The organism is Lichenicola sp. (assembly GCF_965198575.1).
GTDB lineage: Bacteria > Pseudomonadota > Alphaproteobacteria > Acetobacterales > Acetobacteraceae > Lichenicola.
In genome coordinates this window covers 1,548,083-1,566,484 of record NZ_OZ240671.1, presented here as the reverse complement: position 1 = coordinate 1,566,484, position 18,402 = coordinate 1,548,083, and the positions used below count along the sequence as shown (strand labels likewise).

General features: G+C 70.0%; 13 protein-coding genes. 8 read left to right on the top strand and 5 right to left on the bottom strand.

All coding sequences use genetic code 11. From position 1 onward, the window contains the following. The first annotated feature begins 138 nt into the window (after positions 1–138). From ACOEQ2_RS07215 to ACOEQ2_RS07205, 3 genes are all read left to right on the top strand, one after another. Positions 139–357, top strand: a complete 219-nt coding sequence (locus ACOEQ2_RS07215; protein WP_419730699.1) for a hypothetical protein — start codon at positions 139–141, stop codon at positions 355–357. Between the two features lie 58 nt (positions 358–415). Beyond that, positions 416–592: a hypothetical protein gene (locus ACOEQ2_RS07210; RefSeq protein ID WP_419730698.1), complete on the top strand. Its 177-nt coding sequence runs from the start codon at positions 416–418 to the stop codon at positions 590–592. 127 nt (positions 593–719) lie between these two features. Then, positions 720–1,328 (top strand): glutathione S-transferase family protein, encoded by a 609-nt coding sequence (locus tag ACOEQ2_RS07205; RefSeq protein ID WP_419730697.1) that lies wholly within the window; start codon positions 720–722, stop codon positions 1,326–1,328. Between the two features lie 22 nt (positions 1,329–1,350). Here ACOEQ2_RS07205 and ACOEQ2_RS07200 read toward each other — a convergent pair whose 3' ends face one another. The 5 genes from ACOEQ2_RS07200 to ACOEQ2_RS07180 form a co-directional block, all read right to left on the bottom strand. Then, the gene (locus ACOEQ2_RS07200) at positions 1,351–2,376 is read right to left on the bottom strand and encodes a hemolysin family protein (protein ID WP_419730696.1); all 1,026 of its coding nucleotides are present in this window, start codon (positions 2,374–2,376) and stop codon (positions 1,351–1,353) included. Further along, on the bottom strand, positions 2,373–2,873 hold the full coding sequence (gene ybeY / locus ACOEQ2_RS07195) for an rRNA maturation RNase YbeY (RefSeq protein WP_419731158.1): 501 nt from the start codon (positions 2,871–2,873) through the stop codon (positions 2,373–2,375). Before ybeY ends, ACOEQ2_RS07200 begins: the two co-directional genes overlap by 4 nt. A gap of 118 nt (positions 2,874–2,991) precedes the next feature. Then, positions 2,992–4,356, bottom strand: coding sequence for a PhoH family protein (locus ACOEQ2_RS07190; RefSeq protein WP_419730695.1), 1,365 nt, complete (start codon positions 4,354–4,356; stop codon positions 2,992–2,994). Further along, a complete protein-coding gene (gene miaB / locus ACOEQ2_RS07185; protein ID WP_419731157.1) occupies positions 4,353–5,774 on the bottom strand; it encodes a tRNA (N6-isopentenyl adenosine(37)-C2)-methylthiotransferase MiaB in 1,422 nt (473 codons plus the stop codon). The genes ACOEQ2_RS07190 and miaB overlap by 4 nt, the downstream gene beginning before the upstream one ends. Positions 5,775–5,938: 164 nt before the next feature. Then, complete coding sequence (locus tag ACOEQ2_RS07180; protein WP_419730694.1) at positions 5,939–7,177, bottom strand: lysophospholipid acyltransferase family protein; 1,239 nt, start codon at positions 7,175–7,177, stop codon at positions 5,939–5,941. Positions 7,178–7,367: 190 nt separating this feature from the next. Here ACOEQ2_RS07180 and ACOEQ2_RS07175 point away from each other — a divergent pair, with 190 nt between their 5' ends. From ACOEQ2_RS07175 to ACOEQ2_RS07155, 5 genes are all read left to right on the top strand, one after another. Continuing rightward, on the top strand, positions 7,368–9,200 hold the full coding sequence (locus tag ACOEQ2_RS07175) for an autotransporter assembly complex protein TamA (RefSeq protein ID WP_419730693.1): 1,833 nt from the start codon (positions 7,368–7,370) through the stop codon (positions 9,198–9,200). Next, positions 9,200–13,336, top strand: coding sequence for a translocation/assembly module TamB domain-containing protein (locus tag ACOEQ2_RS07170; RefSeq protein ID WP_419730692.1), 4,137 nt, complete (start codon positions 9,200–9,202; stop codon positions 13,334–13,336). Before ACOEQ2_RS07175 ends, ACOEQ2_RS07170 begins: the two co-directional genes overlap by 1 nt. 67 nt (positions 13,337–13,403) lie before the next feature. After that, positions 13,404–14,978: an ATPase domain-containing protein gene (locus ACOEQ2_RS07165; RefSeq protein ID WP_419730691.1), complete on the top strand. Its 1,575-nt coding sequence runs from the start codon at positions 13,404–13,406 to the stop codon at positions 14,976–14,978. Continuing rightward, positions 14,975–17,035 (top strand): ATP-binding protein, encoded by a 2,061-nt coding sequence (locus tag ACOEQ2_RS07160; protein ID WP_419730690.1) that lies wholly within the window; start codon positions 14,975–14,977, stop codon positions 17,033–17,035. The genes ACOEQ2_RS07165 and ACOEQ2_RS07160 overlap by 4 nt, the downstream gene beginning before the upstream one ends. An 86-nt stretch (positions 17,036–17,121) precedes the next feature. Further along, positions 17,122–18,399 carry a hypothetical protein gene (locus ACOEQ2_RS07155; RefSeq protein ID WP_419730689.1) on the top strand — a complete coding sequence of 426 codons (1,278 nt, stop codon included), beginning with the start codon at positions 17,122–17,124 and terminating at the stop codon, positions 18,397–18,399. The last annotated feature ends 3 nt before the right edge of the window (positions 18,400–18,402 follow it).

Sequence of the window (18,402 nt, the reverse complement as noted above, 5' to 3'; positions counted from 1 at the left end):
GGGACATGCGCCCCGGCTTCATGCCAGAGCAGTGGAAAAGCACAAGTCGACGATGCAACAAATGTGGCATGGCGGCACGCATGTCGTCTGGGTGAACCATGCTTGCCGCGGGTAAGGAACTTCCCGACCAAAGGCCTCATGATCACCATCCGGTTCACCAGCAGCGCGCAAACGACGGTTCCGCAGCCCGTCGGCTCGGCGTTGGCCCTGCGCGAGGGCGACGGGATCGCCTACGTCATCCAAGACGGGCGGGTGGCGCTGCCGCGTGCCCGCCCAGACACGGCATCGGATGATCCGTTCAGGACCTTTGCCAAGTGGGACAGCCCGGCCGACGCCGATGCCTATGCCGGATTGTGAGGTCTGGGACCCTGGTGAAGCTCCCGTTCCCCTGCACCGATCGACCGGTGCAGCGCTGATGGTCACCAGTGCCGGCAATCGGGGCTGGCCCGGCGATGTCGGTATCTCGGACCTGGCCGAGGCCGGCCTTCCGGCACCGTCGGTCGTCCGCGCCGCCAAGATCGCCACGATCGAGGCCGGCGACGCCGAGCGGATCGGCTACCCGCCGCATGCCGACCGGCTCCAGGTTGCCTAGGCCATGCGAGCCCGCTTCAGCCAGGCTCTCGCGCTGTAACGCCGAGCATCGCCATCGGCCTGGCAGCCGAGTTGCCGGACAACCGACACCCCCGGTAGCATCCCTCCCGGCCATTGGCGGGACGCTCATGCGGGTTTTCGGTGCGAGGGGATGCGGTTCGGCGATCACCGAAGCCATGCTCGCCCTGGTTGGTCAGCCCTACGAGTTCATCGATGTCGAGGGGTTCCACCTGCCTGGCCCGGCCAGGGAGCTGCTCGGAACGGTGAACCCTCTGCATCAGGTGCCGGCCCTCGTACTCGACGATGGAACGATCCTGACCGAAACGGCGGCGATCACCTTGTCCCTGTCGGACCGATTCGCCGGCCTGGCGCCGGCGGTCGGCGCCCCCGAGCGGACGCGCTTCTTCCATCTGTTGATCTGGCTGGTCGCCAACGTCTATCCGACCTTCACCTACGGTGATTACCCGAAACGTTGGGCACCCTCGGCATCGGACGAGCTCGATCAGGCGACGGGCCGCTATCGGGAGGGACTTTATCTCTGGCTGGAAGAGCAGGTGAGCGAGCCGTTTGTCCTGGGCCCGGCAGTCGGCGCCCTTGATATTTACCTCGCGGTGATCGTCGCATGGCGTCCCCGGCTGGAATGGTTCCAGCGCAACACGCCCAGGATCGCCCGCATTGCCGAGCGGACCAGGCTGCTGCCCCCGATCGCCGAGGTCATGAGGTCGAACGGCTGGTAGCTGCCGGGGCCCGGCTTTGAGGTCAGCTTCCCTCGGCCTGGGCGGAGACACCCTGCCGCTCGACCGGGACCGGCGCCGGAGGCTCTGAACCCGACGCGGTCGAGGCCGAACCTTGCTGCGGAGTCTGGCCCGAGCTCTGGCCCGGTTCCGGCATCGGCGCCGGGCGCACGCGCAGGCGGCGGATATGCCGGGCGTCGGCGTCGAGCACACGGAACTGGATGCCGCTGACATGGCTCAGCACCTCGCCGCGGGTCGGCACGTGGCCGGCCAGCTGGAACACCAGCCCGCCCACCGTTTCCATGTCGCTGTCGCGCTCCTGCTCGGTCAGGATCGGGCCGAGCCGGTGCTCGAAATCCTCCAGCGGCATGCGCGCATCGATATCCAGAGTGCCGTCATGGCGCTCGACCAGCATCGGCACGTCGGGCTCGTCATGCTCGTCCGCGATGTCGCCGACGATGGTCTCGACCAGATCCTCGATGGTGACCAGCCCGTCGATGCCGCCATATTCGTCGATCACCAGCGCCAGGTGGATCCGGCGCAGACGCATCTGCAGCAGCAGGTCCAGCACCGGCATCTGCGGCGCGATCATCAGCGGCTGGCGCAGGATCGCCTGCAACCGGAAGCTCTCGCTCGGGCCCGCATACGCCACCAGGTCCTTGACGTGGACCATGCCGACGATGTCGTCGAGCTGCTCGCCATACACCGGCAGGCGGGAGTGGTTCTCCCGCTTCATCATCGCCAGCGCTTCCTCGAAACTGATCGCCACCGGCATCGCGATGATGTCGGCCCGCGGCACCATCACGTCATCGACGGTGGTCTCACGCAGCCGCAGCACGTTGGCGATCAGCGCGCGCTCCTGGCGGTCGAGCTCCGGCACCTCGCCATCGGTCTGCGGCGCCTCGGCCGCCTCCTGCACCAGGGCGGCGATCGAGCTGCGCAGGCCCTGGTCGCCGCGACGCCGGGAAAAGCGGGATATCAGACCCCGCAGCAGCGGTTTCGGCGTCGGGTCGGAGCCGCCATCGCCGCGGTGATCGGCGGGCCCGCTCATGGAATGTGTCCGGGGTTCGCACCGGGTCCGACAGCAATAATGCCGCGTGGCTTCCAGGGGTTGGGCACGCCCAGGCGGTGCAGGATCCGCGCTTCCTGCATCTCCATGCGTCGTGCCTCGCCGACGCCGTGATGGTCGTGCCCACGCAAATGCAGCGCCCCATGCACGACCAGGTGCGCCAGGTGATGGCGCGGCTGCCGTCCGGCGGCGATCGCCTCGCGGCGTACGGTCTCCAGCGCCAGGATGATGTCGCCGCCCGGGACGCCCCGCGGCGTCTCGAAGGTCAGCACGTTGGTCGGCTTGTTGCGGCCGCGATGGCGCGCATTGAGCCTCCGGATCGCCAGGTCGTTATCCAGCACCACCGATCCGGCACCGCCGCCGGCAATTGCCGCCAGCCGCGCAAGCCGCGCGACGTCCGGCACCAGCCGCCGCCAGCGCCGATCGACGATCAACACCTCGACGTCGAGGCCGGGCGCAGCCGGGGCGGGGGGTGCCAGTCCCGATGCCTTGGCACGGGCCTTCAAACGCCGTTTCTCGCGCTTGGCCTGCTTCGGCGAACGCTTCCCCTTGCTGCCCTCGGGCCGGAGCCCAAGGGTGTCGAGGTCGCGTTCGGATCTACTTCGCGGTTCCATCACTCTCCCGGCGCGTCCGGTGCCGGGAGATGTCCCGCTCGGCCGCCGCTCGCTGATCATACGCATCGACGATGCGGGCGACCAGCGGATGGCGCACCACGTCGCGGCTCTCGAAGCGGGTGAAGCCGATCCCGGGCAAACCCTCGAGCGTCTCGACCGCATCGCGCAGCCCGCTCGACACGCCGGTCGGCAGGTCGATCTGGCTCAGGTCGCCGTTGATCGACATGCGCGTGCCGGAGCCCATTCGCGTCAGGAACATCTTCATCTGCGCGACGGTGGTGTTCTGCGCCTCGTCCAGAATGACGTACGCGTGAGCGAGCGTGCGCCCGCGCATGAAGGCCAGCGGCGCCACCTCGATCTCGCCGGACGCCATCCGCCGCAGCACCTGGTCGCCCGGCATCATGTCGTGCAGCGCGTCGTAGAGCGGCCGCAGATAGGGGTCGATCTTTTCCTTCAGGTCGCCGGGCAGGAAGCCCAGCCGCTCGCCCGCCTCGACCGCCGGCCGGGACAGCACGATCCGGTCGACCCGCCCGGCCTGCAGCATCGCCACCGCCTGCGCCACCGCGAGATAGGTCTTGCCGGTGCCGGCCGGTCCGATGCCGAACACCATCTCGTGGTTGGCGAGCATCTCCATATACGCCGCCTGGCCGGGTGAGCGCGGCTCGATCGCGCCGCGGCGGGTGCGGATCGCCGGCAGGTCGCTGAACGGCAGCCGCGGATCGGTCTCGCCACCGGCCACTCCGGAAAAGCCGGGGGATCCCAACCCGGTCGATCTGGCGCCCGTCGAGCCGGCGCCGGGCAGACTGTGGAAGCCGTCATTGTCGCGACGCGGGTTCATGCCGCGACTGCCCGATGGTCGACCGGACGCCTGGCTGAACCCCTGGCCGCCGGCATGGCTGCCGACCTGGCCGCCGCCGACGTGACCCCCTCCAACATGGATCGCTTCGCGCCGCGGATCCAGGACGTTGCCGTGCAGGTCGGACATCCGGATCGCAGCATCGATCTCGGCTGAATCAATCGTCCGTCCCTCCTCGAGCCTGCGATACAGCGTCGCCAGGGAGGAGCGGGCCAGCGCCACCCGTCCCGGATCGCCACTGATCGACATGCGGTTGCCACGGCACGCCAGCCGCACGCCCAGTCCCTGCTCCAGCCTGACCAGGTGGCGATCATGGTCGCCCAGCAGCAGTTGCAGCAGCGCGTTGTCGTTGAATTGCATCGTGGCGGCGCGGGGTTCCGTGTCCACCCCCGATCGAGGCACCGGCAGGGCGGAGGCAGGCAGCGGACCGGCTGCGGCGCCTGTGGAAGCGGGGACGGGCGAGGGTGGCGTGGCGGTCACGAGCTCGGTCAAGCGCAGGCTCTCTCCAGCAAGGGGTTCGCGCGGGGCATGTCGGAAACGGGGCTAGGCACGGGCGGCAGCAGCGATGCCGTCAGGGAGTTGGTGAGCATGTGGTCGATCTGCACCATCGCCGTGGTGCCGATCAGCCATTCCGGCCCGCTTGCATGCACCGCCTGCAGGTACGGGCTGCGGCCTGACAGCTGGCCGGGCTTGCGACCGCAGCCGGTGAACAGCACCTCCATCGATCGGCCGACGCTGTCCGCATTGAACCGGTCCTGCTGCTGGCGGACCAGCGCCTGGAGCTCCTGCAGGCGGGCGTCACCGACCTCGGCCGCCACCTGCAGCGGCGCACCGGCGGCGGGTGTGCCGGGGCGGGGCGAGTACTTGAACGAGAACGCCTGTGCGAAGCCGATATCGCGGATCAGCGCCATCGTGGCCGCGAAGTCCGCATCGCTCTCGCCCGGATGGCCGACGATGAAGTCCGACGAGAATGCCAGGTCCGGACGGGCAGCGCGCAGCCGGTCGACCAGCCGGCGATAGTCGTCCGCGGTGTGGCCGCGGTTCATCGCCGCCAGCATCCGATCCGATCCGGACTGCACCGGCAGATGCAGGAACGGCATCAGCGCCGGCAGGTCGCGATGGGCGGCGATCAGGTCGTCGCCCATGTCGCGCGGGTGCGACGTGGTGTAGCGGATCCGCGCCAGGCCGGGCAGCTCGGCAAGCGCTCTCATCAGGCTGGCCAGGCTCCAGGCGCGACCGTCCGGACCCTCGCCGTGATAGGCATTCACGTTCTGCCCGAGCAGGCTGATCTCGCGCACCCCGCCCGCCACCATGCGACGGGCCTCCGCCAGCACCGAGGCGACCGGCCGGCTCGCCTCGGCGCCGCGGGTGTAGGGCACCACGCAGAACGAGCAGAACTTGTCGCATCCCTCCTGCACGGTCAGGAACGCGGTGACCCCGCCCGGCAGCTGTGGCCCGGTCGCATCCGGCAGAAAGTCGAACTTCTGCTCGACCGGAAAGTCGGTCTCGATCACCGCACCGCCGGCACGTGCGGCCCGCGCCACCATTTCCGGCAGCCGGTGATAGGTCTGCGGCCCGAGCACGATGTCGACATACGGTGCGCGGGCCAGGATCTCGGCACCTTCCGCCTGAGCGACGCAGCCGGCGACCGCCAGCACCGTGGGGAGCCCCGCAGCCGCACGGGTTTCCTTGATCACCCGCAACCGGCCGAGTTCGGAGAACACCTTCTCCGCCGCGCGATCGCGGATGTGGCAGGTGTTCAGGATGACCATGTCGGCCTGGTCCGCGGTGTCGGCCGGCCGGTAGCCCAGCGGCCGCAGCACGTCGGTCATCCGGGCGCTGTCGTACACGTTCATCTGGCAGCCCCAGGTGATGACGTGCAGGCGTTTTTCAGGCTGGAAGCTGGTCAAGGTGCTCGCGGTCTCGGCAACCGGCGGGGGAGTCCGCACGGGAACGCCGGGAGCAATCGGGTGCCGGCCTCGCGCGGTCAAGGGCGGCCGATCATCAAGCCGCGGTGCCTGTCATGCGTGAAACCTGGCGATAGCCGATGGCGAGATCTCCTCGGACGCCGCCATCAGGCGAAAGACGGCCCCGTGCTGTCAAGCGGAAACGTCTCCGCGACCGGGTGGCACGCCGCCTGGGGAGCGATCTTCACCGGAGCGTCACCGATGCGGTTCTGCCGCAGCGCCGCCGCACCCTCCGCCACCACCGTCCAGGCCGCGATCGAGAGCGCCTTGCGGGTCGGGAAATCGGCCGGGTCCAGCATCGGATGCAGCATGATCGTCGCCCGCATGCCGCGCCAGCGGGCCAGCCTGGTGAAGTGCGAGGCGAGGTCCATGTCGCCATACCAGGCAAACACCGGCCGGTTGGAGCGGCCGATCGGCAGGCCGCCGAGCCGGTCATAGACGATCGAGATCGGCTGCACGAGCGGGCAGGGCGCAGCGATCTCGGTGTCGCAGCCCTCGCCCGTACTGGCACCCTGGCCGCCATTCGGCTTGGCGGCGGCAAAGAAGCTGGAATGGAACGGCAGCACGCGAGAGCCGTCCGAGCTGGTGCCTTCCGGGAACAGGATCAGGTCGTCGCCGCCGGCCAGGCGCTTGCGCATGTCGTCGCGCTCGCGGCCGGTCGCCTTGCGCTGGCGGCTGACGAAGATGGTGCGGCCGAGTCGCGCGACGGTGCCGACCAGCGGCCAGCCGCCGACATCCTCCTTGGCGACGAAGCAGGCGAGCAGGCGCCCACCCAGCACGGGCACGTCGATCCAGGACGAGTGGTTCGACACATAGATGACCGGTCGCCGGGCCTGCCCCGCTCCGGTGCCGACGTCGCGGCTGGGCATCGGGCTGCCGATCACCCGGATTCGCATGCCGAGCAGGACGCACGCGATCGACCAGTATGCTCGGGCGAAATCCGCCTTGGCGCGTCCCGGCAGCAGCAGCAGCACCGACTGGATGCAGCAGGCGATGCCGGTCCAGCCGAGGATCGCCACCCCGCGGCGGGCAACGCGCAAGGTGCGGAACAGCCGCACGACAGGACTGGCCGATCCGCCCTCTGCCGCCTGGCTGTTCGGGAGCGTGATGGTGGTCGAGTTGGGAGCGGCGGATCTGCGCGGTGTCGCCCGGGCCGCGGCATTGCCTGGCAGCTCGGCCGCGCGGCTGGGTTGTCGGGCCGGCGCGGAGGAGGGGGTCGTGCTGGAGAACGGCGAGAGGAGCGGTCGCAACGACGGCAGCGCCGAGCGTTGTCGCAGACGTGGCGGATGGGTGCCGCCGATGGAACCGGCATCGAGCGCGCCGGGATGGCCAGGGAGAACCTGCATCGGCTCGACATAGCGTGATTAGGGGTGGGACGACAATCTCACGCGGTGCTACAGAAATTTCCTGAATCGAGGATGACGCGCCCTGGCTGTACGTGCCGACAAGTCCTGCCGCATCCGCCATCAGTCCTCGGTCAAGCTCGCAGGCCATCTTGTCGCCGGGATCGCCGCGCTGACCGCGGTGGGATCGGCCGTGGCCGCCGACCCGCAACCCTACAAGGTCAGCATCCAGCCGACCGGGGACGCCGCGCTGGACGGCGCGATCAAGGGCTCGTCCAGCCTGGTCAGCCTGCAGAAAACCCAGGCGGTCGGTCCGTTCGCACTTGCCGGCCGTGCCCGCGCCGACGTCGCCCGGCTGCGCACCGCGCTGGAAAGCTTCGGGTATTATGACGGCCATATCGACATCAGCGTCGCCGGGCATCCTGTCACCGACCCGGCCCTCCCCGACCTGCTGGCGGCCCTGCCGAAGGGGACCGTGGCGCCGATCCGCATCGCAATCGGCCGCGGACCGCTGTTCCATGTCGGCACCGTCACCCTGAAGCTGCCGCCGGGGGTCGTGCTGTCCGGGCCGGAACAGGCGGCATTCGGCCTGACGTCCGGCCAGCCGGCGGTGGCGTCCGACGTGCTGGCCGCCAGCGGGCGGCTGCAGACCGCGTTGGAGGAGGAGGGTCACGCCTTCGCCACCGTGGACCCGCCGGTCGCCTATCTGCGGCCGGGGACCCGCACGCTGGACATCGTCGCCAGCGCCAAGCCGGGGCCTCGGGTCGATATCGGCGCGATCCACCTGGCCGGGCTGAAGCGGGTCGATCCCGGCTTCGTGCGCCGCGAGCTGCTGGTGCATCAGGGGCAGCTCTACCAGCCAAGCAAAATCGAGGCGGCGCGGCAGGACCTGGCGTCGCTCGGCGTGTTCTCCAGTGTGGGCGTGAGTGCTGCGCAGGCCGTGGCGCCGGACGGCAGCCTGCCGATCACCTTCGATTTCACCGAGGCGCTGCGCCACACGGTCGCCCTGCAGGCCGGCTACTCGACCGATCTGGGTGGCAGCGCCGGTGTCACCTGGACGCACCACAACCTGTTCGGCGAGGCCGAGAAGCTGGATCTGGCGGCGCTGCTGACGGGCCTCGGCGGCACCTCGCAGCAGGGGCTCGGCTACGACGTCTATGCCGACCTGCTGAAGCCCGACTTCTACCGCCGCAACCAGTCGCTCGACCTGCGCGTCGAAGGCCTGAAGCAGGACCTGCAGGCCTACAACCAAACCGCCTTGCTCGTACGCGCGACGATCAACCGCAAGATCTCGACCAGCTGGACCATCTCCGCCGGCGTCGGCGCCGAGCAGGAGCGCATCCTCCAGGAGGGGGTCTCGCGCAGCTACACGCTGGCCTTTGTCCCGATCGCCGCCAACTACGACAGCACCCACCTCGCCAACCCGCTCGACGACCCGACGCACGGCTTCCGCATCTCGATCGACGCGACACCGAGCTACAGCCTCGGCTCCGGATCCGGCGACAGCACCAGCAACAACCAGGGCGGCGATACCTTCTTCACCATCCTGCAGAGCACCGTCTCGACCTATTTCGACCTGCACCGGATCGGCCTCGCCGCCCCCGGGCGCAGCGTGATCGCAGTCCGCGGGGTGGTCGGCACGGTGCAGGGCGCCACCACGTTCGAGCTGCCGCCGGACCAGCGGCTCTATGCCGGCGGCAGCGGCACCGTGCGCGGCTACAAGTACCAGGGCGTCGGGCCGCTGTTCGCCGACGGCTACCCGGTCGGCGGCACGTCGGTGGATGCCGGCACGGTCGAGTTCCGCCAGCGCATCGGCAAGAGCTTCGGGGTGGCCGCGTTCGCCGATGCCGGCCAGGTGTCGGACAGCAGCGCGCCGTTCGGGGGCACGCTCAGGGTCGGGGCCGGTGTCGGCGGCCGCTACTACACGCCGATCGGGCCGATCCGGCTCGATGTCGCGGTGCCGCTGAACAAGCCGCCCGGCGGCGACACGTTCGAGCTCTATATCGGCCTCGGGGAGGCGTTCTGATGCGTCGTCCGCTGCGGATCGTCGCCTGGGTGGTCGGGCTGCTGGTCGGTGTGCCGGTGGCGCTGGTCGTGCTGCTGCTGGCGGTGCTGCTGGTCGGCGCCAATACCGGGCCTGGTCGGCGGCTGATCGAGCGCCAGGCGGCGGGGCTGACCGGCGGGCTGGTCACGCTGCACGGCCTCGGCGGGCGGTTCCCGGATGCGCTGACGGTCGACCGGGTCGAGGTGAACGACACGCGCGGCACCTGGCTGGCGATCGACCACCTGATGCTGGACTGGTCGCCGCTGCGGCTGCTCGGCCTCGACGCGCATGTCGAGCTGGCGCGGGCCGACCGGATCGAGGTGTCGCGCCTGGCCGTGCCGAACCCGAACGCCAAGCCGGCGCCGCCCGCCAAGCCGGGGCAGAAGAGCGGCCTGCATCTCGGCGTGCAGATCGACCGGCTGGTGGTGGACCGCATCGATATCGGCGCCCCGGTGGCCGGAACCGCGGTGAGTGCGGCGATCGACGGCCACGCCCGGATTGCCGACCTGGCGCCGATCCTGAGCGGCGCCTCGGTGGCGACGCTGCCGAGCACCGACATCGCCCTGTCGCTGCAGCGGCTCGACCATCCGGGCCATGTCGGGCTGACGGCGCTGGTGTCGCCCGGCCGGCTGGCACTGCATGCCAAGGTCGACGATCCCGCCGGCGGCTTTGTCGCCGCACTCGCACACTTGCCGATCCTCGATCCGATGAGCGTGTCGCTCGATCTCGACGGGCCGCAGGACAGCTCGGCGCTCGTGCTTGCCGCCACCGCGGGCGCTCCGGCCACCGGCGTGTTGACGCTTGCCGCCCGCGGCACGCTCGACCTGGTGCAGCCGCATTTCGACCTGCAGCTGCACGCCCATGCCCCGGCGATGCAGCCGATGCCCGGGATCGCCTGGAACCGGGTCGCCCTCGACGCGCACCTGCAGGGCACTCCGCAGGCACCGGCCGGCCAGGGCAACCTCGTGCTGGACGAGCTGTCCGCCGCCGGCGCCGGGCTCGAGCGTCTGACCGCGCGCTTCGACGGTGCCGAGAATACCGGGCCGGTGCATCTGCACGCGGTGGCCGAGGGCATCCGCATTCCGGGTCCGAAGCCGCTCCTGCTTGCGGCCGATCCGCTGACCCTCGATGCGACGCTCGATCCGCACGCAAGCGGCCGACCGCTGGATCTCGTCGTGTCGCATCCGCTCGCCGGCATCACCGGGCGGATCATCACGGCGGCACCCCTGCACGGCCAACTGGTGGTGACGCTGCCGGACCTGGCGCCGCTCGCCGCCGCCGGTGGGGTCATGCTCGCCGGCCACACCAGGCTCGATGTCGGGCTGTCCCTGGCCGGGCCGAAGGCGGACGTGACGATCGACGGTCCGCTGGCGATCACCGGCGGCCAGCCGCAGGCGGTGGGGCTGATCGGGCAGGCGGGGCAGATCTCGCTCGCCGCCGGCAAGGATGGCGCCGACCTGGTGCTCCACCAGCTGAAGCTCGATGGCCAGGCGCTGCACCTCACCGCCTCCGGCACCGACCGCTCCAACGTCCTGGACGCGCAATTCAGCCTCGCCTTGCCGGCGCTGGAACGCGCGCTGCCGAGCCTGCGCGGTGCCCTGACGCTCGCCGGAACCGCCACCGGACCATCCACGGACCTCGCCGCGCACGTCACCGCCGACGGCAATCCGGGCACCGCCACGATGGCGACCGGCCCGCTGCACCTGCTGCTCGACGCGCAGCACCTGCCCTCGGCGCCGCAAGGCACCGTCGCGCTGACCGGCACGCTCGACCGGGCGCCGCTGTCGCTCAAGGCCGAGGCCGCCAAGCTCGCCAACGGCGCGCTGCACCTGACGCTCGACGCGCTCTCCTGGAAGAGCACCACCGGCCATGCCGACATGACGCTGCCGGCCGGTGCGAAGCTGCCGCTCGGCACGCTGGACGTCCGCATGACGCGGCTCGCCGACCTGGCGCCGGTGATCGGCCAGCCGGTCGCCGGCAGCGTGCAGGCCGGCATCCGCACCACGCAGGCAGCCGGTGCGGCCCCGCGCGTCACCCTCGACGTCCGCGCCGATGGCGGCATCAGGACAGACCATGTCGGCCGGCTGCTGCTCGCCGGCACCGTGGATGATCCGATCGCCGCCCCCTCGGTGGACCTGAAGCTGGACGCCACCGGGATCCAGGCCGGCGCCATCACCGGCATGGCGCACGCCACCGCACGCGGGCCGCAAACCGCCCTGGACGTGGCGGCGCAGGCGTCGCTGCAGAACGTCGCAGGTGCCCCGGCCCAGCTCGACACCGCGCTGCGGCTGGACCTGCCGCACAAGCAGGTGGCGATCGGCCGGCTCGAGGCGACGGCAAAGGGCGAGGTCGTGCATCTGCTCGGACCGACCCGGATCGGCTTCGGCCAACAAATGTCGGTCGATCGGCTGCGGCTTTCGGTCGCACCCCCCGGTGCCGCGCCGGCGACCCTGGACGTGGCCGGCAAGATCATGCCGCGGCTCGACCTGACCGCCACACTCGCGAACGTGACGCCGGCACTGGCTCACCCGTTCGCGCCAACCCTCGACGCCGTCGGCGTGATCGCCGCACAGGCGCGCCTGACCGGCACCACCAGCCGGCCCGAGGGCACGATCCACCTGACCGGCAACGGCCTGCATCTGCGCACCGGTCCCGCCGCCTCGCTGCCGCCGGCGACGCTGCTGGCCAATGTCGGGCTCGGTGGCGGCAGTGCCCGTGTCGATGTCCACCTCGATGCCGGGCGGGACGTGGCGCTCAGCCTTGGCGGCACCGCGCCGACCTCCGCCACCGGACCGCTGGCGCTGCGGGCGAACGGCGCCGTCAACCTGTCCCTGGCCAACGCGATCCTCGGCGCACAGGGCCGCCAGGTGAACGGCCACATCACCCTGGCCCTCGGCGTGTCCGGCACCGTGCAGGCGCCGCGCCTCGACGGCACCATCCAGCTCGCCGGCGGCGGCTTCCAGGATTACGCGCAAGGGGTCCGGCTCACCGACATGAGCGGGCTGATCCAGGCCGCCGGGCAGAGCCTGACGATCGCCAACTTCACCGCCCATGCCGGCGGCGGCACCATCGGCGCCAGCGGCACGGTCGGCGCGCTGGTGCCCGGGCTGCCGGTCGATCTGCACATCACCGCCAGGAACGCCCGGCCGTTGTCGAGCGACCTGCTGACCGCGGTGCTGGACGCCGACATCCGCGCGCACGGCCAGGCCAGCGGCCGCCTCGATGTCGGCGGCACTCTCACCGTCGACAGCGCCTCGATCAACATCCCGAACGGCCTGCCGCCATCCGTGGCCCAGCTCAAGGTGATCCGTCCCGGCGACAAGCCGGCACCGGTCGCAACCGCCCCGGCGACGTCGCTGATCGGGCTCGACCTCACCCTGAATGCGCCCGGCCAGATCTTCGTGCGCGGCCACGGGCTGGATGCCGAGCTCGGCGGCACCCTGCATGTCGGCGGCACCTCCTCGGCGCCGGCGGTCAGTGGCGCGTTCAACATGCGACGCGGCACCTTCGACCTGGCCGGCATCTCGCTGACCTTCACCAAGGGCCAGGTCGGCTTCAACGGCACCGGCGTCACCCACAAGATCGATCCGACGCTCGATTTCGTCGCCGAGAGCGTGGTGAGCTCGACCATCGCCCGGCTCAATGTCGGCGGCTATGCCGACGCGCCCAAGATCACCCTGACCTCGACCCCATCGCTGCCGCAGGACCAGGTGTTGGCGCTGCTGCTGTTCGGCCAGGATGCGAAGTCCCTGAGCGCCTTGCAGATCGCCCAGGTGGCGGCGGCGCTGGCGTCGCTGAGCGGTTCCGGTGGTGGCTTCGATCCGCTCGGAACGGTGCGCAAGACGCTGGGGCTCGACCGCCTCTCGGTCGGCAGCGGCAGTGGCACGAGCAGCAACAGTGCCAGCGTCGAGGCCGGCAAGTACGTGGCCCGCGGCGTGTATGTGGGGGCCAAGCAGGCGACCAGCGGCGGCGGCAGCCAGGCCCAGGTGCAGATCGACCTGACGAAGCGGCTGAAGCTGCAGACCAATGTCGGCACCGGCGGCGCCACCACCGGCATCATCACCCCGGAAAACGACCCCGGCAGTTCGGTCGCACTGAAATATCAGTTCCAGTACTGATCCGCGTCGCGGTCTGGCGCGTTGCCGCATTCCGCACGCGAACCCCTGTCACCGGGAACATCTGCCTATGCCTGCCGCGATTACCGGACCCGCGCCTGCCGTCCCCCAGCCGGACGATTCGCGTGTCGCTACCGGAATTGCCGGCCTCGACGACATCCTGAATGGCGGCCTGACGCGGGACCGTGTCTATCTGGTCGAGGGCACCCCCGGCACCGGCAAGACCACCCTGTCGCTGCAGTTCCTGCTCGAGGGCGCCAAGCGTGGCGAGGTTGGCCTCTACATCACGCTGTCGGAAACCGCCGAGGAGCTGCGGGCGGTCGCGGCCACGCATGGCTGGTCGCTGGACGCGCTGTCGCTGTTCGAGCTGGTCGACGAGGCCGGGCTCGATCCGGACAGCGAGCAGTCGATCCTGCACCCCTCGGAAGTGGAGCTCGGCGAGACCACGCGTGCGGTGATGCAGCAGGTCGAGGCGCTGCGGCCGTCGCGTGTGGTGTTCGACAGCCTGTCCGAGATGCGGTTGCTGGCGCAGAACCCGTTGCGCTACCGGCGTCAGATCCTGGCGTTCAAGCAGTTCTTTGCCAGCCGGCAATGCACCGTGCTGCTGCTCGACGATCGCACCTCCGAGCCCACCGACCTGCAGCTGCACAGCATCGCGCACGGCGTCATCTCGCTCGAGCAGGTGCCGCGCGATTTCGGTTCCGAGCGGCGGCGGCTGCGCGTCATCAAGATGCGCGGCGTCAAGTTCCTCGGCGGCTATCACGACTTCCGGCTCGATACCGGTGGCCTGATCCTGTTCCCTCGGCTGGTTGCTGCCGCGCATCGCCGGGACCGCGCCGACGTATCGTCCAGCACCGGCAATGCCGGCCTCGATGCGCTGCTGGGCGGCGGCCTGGTCAGCGGCACCAACACGTTGCTCACCGGTCCGTCGGGCGCCGGCAAGACCACGACCGCGGTGCGCTGCGTGCTGGCCGCACTCGAGCGTGGCGAGCGGGCGACGTACTACCTGTTCGACGAGGGCCTGCACACGCTCATGGAGCGCAGCGCCTCGCTCGGCATGGATCTGCGGTCCTATGTCGAGAGCGGCCTGCTCACCATCCAGCAGATCGACACGGCGGAGTTGTCGCCCGGCGAGTTCGCCTGCCGGGTGCGTGAAGCGGTCGAGTTGCACGGCTCCAGCATGCTCGTGGTCGACAGCCTGAACGCCTACCAGCACGCGATGCCGGGCGAGCAGTACCTCATCCTGCAGCTGCACGAGCTGCTGAACTACCTGAACCAGCGCGGCGTGAAGACGCTGATGATCCTGGGCCAGCACGGTCTGGTCGGTGAGGTCCGCGCCGACTTCGACCTGAGCTACCTCAGCGACAGCATCCTGCTGTTCCGCTTCTTCGAGGCGCATGGCGAGGTGCGGACCGCGATCTCGGTGCTGAAGAGCCGGACCAGCCGCCACGAGCACAGCATCCGCGAATTCAGGCTCGGTTCCGGCGGATTGCAGGTGGGCGAGGCGTTGCGCGACTTCGAGGGCGTGCTCAGCGGGTTGCCGACCTATCGCGGCGAGACGTCGATGCTGCAGGCGGACGGGAGCCCCCAGGCGGGCCCGCAAGCGTCGCGGACCAGTGTCGCTGGCGGCTCGACCGGAGCGTGACCGAACGGTTCCTCATCTTCGCGCCGCGCGGCCGGGATGCGGCGATCATCGCGCAGGTGCTGGAGCGCGGTGGCCTGGTTTGTGACGTCTGCCCGGGCCTGGCTGAGCTGTGGAGCCAGTTGGACGGCGATGTCGGGGGCGTACTGGTCACCGAGGAAGCCCTCGAGACCGGTGGCGTGCAGCCGCTGCTCGACTGGGTCGAGGCGCAACCGCCCTGGTCGGATCTGCCGATCATCGTGCTGGCGCCGAGGCAGCTCGGGCTCCGTCCACCGGCTGCCGCACTGGTCCTGGAACGGCTCGGCAACGTCATGCTGATCGAGCGGCCGATCAATGCCGAGACGCTGCTGCGTGGTGCGGAGGGCGCGCTGCGGGCCCGGCGGCGGCAGTACCAGGCACGCGGGATGCTGCAGGAGCGCGAGCGGTCCGAAGCCGAGCTGCGTCGGCTCAACGAGACACTCGAGCAGCGGGTGGCGGCGCGGACGCGCGAGCTCGAGGCGGCGCACGAGACGCTGGCCTTCGCGCTCGATAGTGCCGGCATGGGATCGTGGGACCTGGACCTGGTGAGCGACACCTCGCGACGGTCGGGGCAGCACGACGCGATCTTCGGGTTCACCGAGCACCAGGAAGTCTGGGGTGCCCGGGAGTTCCTTTCAGCCGTGATCGAGGACGACCGGATGCCGGTGGCCGCCGCGTTCGACCAGGCGCTGAAAAGCGGCACGCTCGACATCGAGTGCCGGATCAAGCAGGCGGGCGATGGCGTGCGCTGGATCGTCGCCAAGGGCCGCGTCGAGTATGAGGAGGCGAGCGGTGGTGCGGCGCGCAGGCCGGTGCGCATGGCCGGGATCGTCATGGACACCACCGGTCGGCGGCTGACCGAGGACGCGCTGCACCAGGCGCAGAAGATGGAGGCCATCGGTCAGCTCACCGGCGGCGTCGCGCATGATTTCAACAACCTGCTGACGGTGATCGTCGGCGGCCTCGACATGGTGATCCGCAAGCCCGAGCGGACCGAGCGGGTGGTGCGCCTGGCCGAAGCGGCCATGACCGCGGCCAGGCGTGGCGAGCAGCTGACCCAGCAGTTGCTGGCCTTCTCGCGCCGACAGATGCTGCGGCCCGAAACGCTCGACCCGCGCCGGCTGCTGCACGAGTTCGAGGCACTCGCCAAGCGCGCGGTCGGCGAGGCGGTGGAGCTGGTGTTCGAGTTCGCGCCAGCGATCCATCCGGTCCGGGTCGACCCGGCGCAACTCGAGTCGGCGGTGCTGAACCTCGTCGTCAACGCTCGCGACGCGATCATCCAGGCGGGCAAGGCAGGCGGATCAGGCCGTGCCGCGGGGCGGATCACCGTCACCTGTCGCAACGTCGATCTCGAACAGGACCTGGCGGTCGAGCGCACCCTGGCACCCGGCGCCTATGTCGAGGTGGCGGTGGCCGACACCGGCTCCGGCCTGGATGCGCGCACGCTCGCACGCGCGTTCGAGCCGTTCTTCACCACCAAGGAGATCGGCAAGGGATCCGGTCTTGGCCTGAGCCAGGTGTACGGCTTCATGCGCAGCGCCGGCGGCGACGTGCTGATCGAGTCGGAACTCGGGATCGGCACCACCGTGCGACTGCTTCTGCCGCGCTCACCCGACGCCGTCGTCGAGCAGAAGCAGGCCGTGGTGGACAGCCTGCCGCTGCGGCCGGCGGCGAACGACGAGACCGTGCTGCTGGTCGAGGATGACGAACAGGTTCTCGACATGGCGATCGAGAGCCTGCAGGAGCTGCGCTACAAGGTCGTGGTGTCGCGCAACGCGAGCGAGGCGCTCGAGTACCTGAACAGCGATGATCCGATCGACGTGCTGTTCTCCGACGTGGTGATGCCGGGAGGCATGAACGGCGCCGAGCTTGCGATCGAGGCCCAGCGTCTGCGGCCCGGCCTGAAGGTGCTGCTGACGTCGGGATATGTCGGCGAGGTCGGGGCCGGCCAGGTGGTCGGTGGTGGCCTCCCGGTGCTGACCAAGCCGTATCGGCGCGACGAGCTCGCGCACAAGCTTCGCATGGTGCTGGGCCAGGTCTGAAGCGCGGCAGCCGTGCGGCCGGGCGTGTCAACCTGCTGTTAAGATCTGCCGGTCATTATCGAGATCGTCCTCTCGATGGTGTTCTCATGATGCAGAGCGTGAATGGTGGCGGTGTCGCGCCCTCAGGCGGCAACGTCGGCGTGTTCCTCGACGGGATCGAGAAGATCGCGAGCACCGCGCCCGGGATCCAGGTTCTGGAACAGGCTGCCCAGGCTGCGTATGAGCCACAGGCTGCCGCATCGCTCGGCCTCCGGGTGATGCTCGATAGTGCAGGCCGGCCGGTCACGATCGCCACGGCGAGCGGCGTCACCGCGACCGCGTTCATCGACAGGTCGGGCAACGTTCTCATCGCCTACCAGGGCACGACGAACGCCGCGCAGTACCAGCTCGATCTCGGCATCATCGCCGGCACCGCCGGATCGAAGCTTGCCGGATTCTCCGACGCCCTCGGCTTTGCCAGGCACGTCCAGGCAGTCGCCGCCAGCGAGGGCATCGCGGGCACGCGGATCTACGTGACCGGCCATTCCCTCGGGGGCACGCTGTCCTCCTATGTCGCGTCGCAGACCGGCCTCGCCGGTGCATCCTTCGCGGCCTCCGGCATTCCCGGCTATCACGCGCCTGCAACACCGGCCGCCGATTTCATCAACTATGTCGACAGGGGCGATCCTTTCGCCAATTACGGAACCGACACTGCGGAGAAGGCCAGTGCCGTCGTCGCGAACAAAGCGATGGATCATTACGGCAGCGTGGTGCAGCTCGGCAGTGCCGCGGACGCTGCAGCGCTGGCACCGTTCGCCGCCGCAATCGGCGGATATTCGCCGGCGCAGCTGCTGTCCGGCGCGACGCCCGCAACGCCGGCACAAGTGACCGCGCTGACCAACGCGTTCTACGGCCTGCTGGGCACCTATCACGGCCTGCCCGGCTATGCATCGGCGGCCAACATGACGGCAATTCCGAACTCGGCTTACGGGCTGCACACCGTCGCTCTCTCGACGATCCTGGCCACCGTCGTGGGCGACATGCCGAGGCTTCGCGCCGACGTTCCGACACTCCTGCAGGCATCGAGCTACGCCGTGGCGCTGCACGCGTTCCAGAGCGAATTTCCGGTGCTGTCGGCGGAGATCACGTCGTTCGTGCATGCGCCGGATTTTGCCGGTGCATTCACCGACATCGTGGCGGACCTGCCATCGCTTGCAGCCGACTTCACCGACCCCGCAAAGCTCGGCCCGCTTCTGGCAGGGATCGCGAACAGCCTTTCCGGGGGCCGGCCGACGAGCCTCGGCGGAGGCGCGGCACTCGTGGATCATCTCGCCGCGGCATCATCCGGCGGATATGCGGCGGCGATCTCCCACATCCATGCCTAGCAG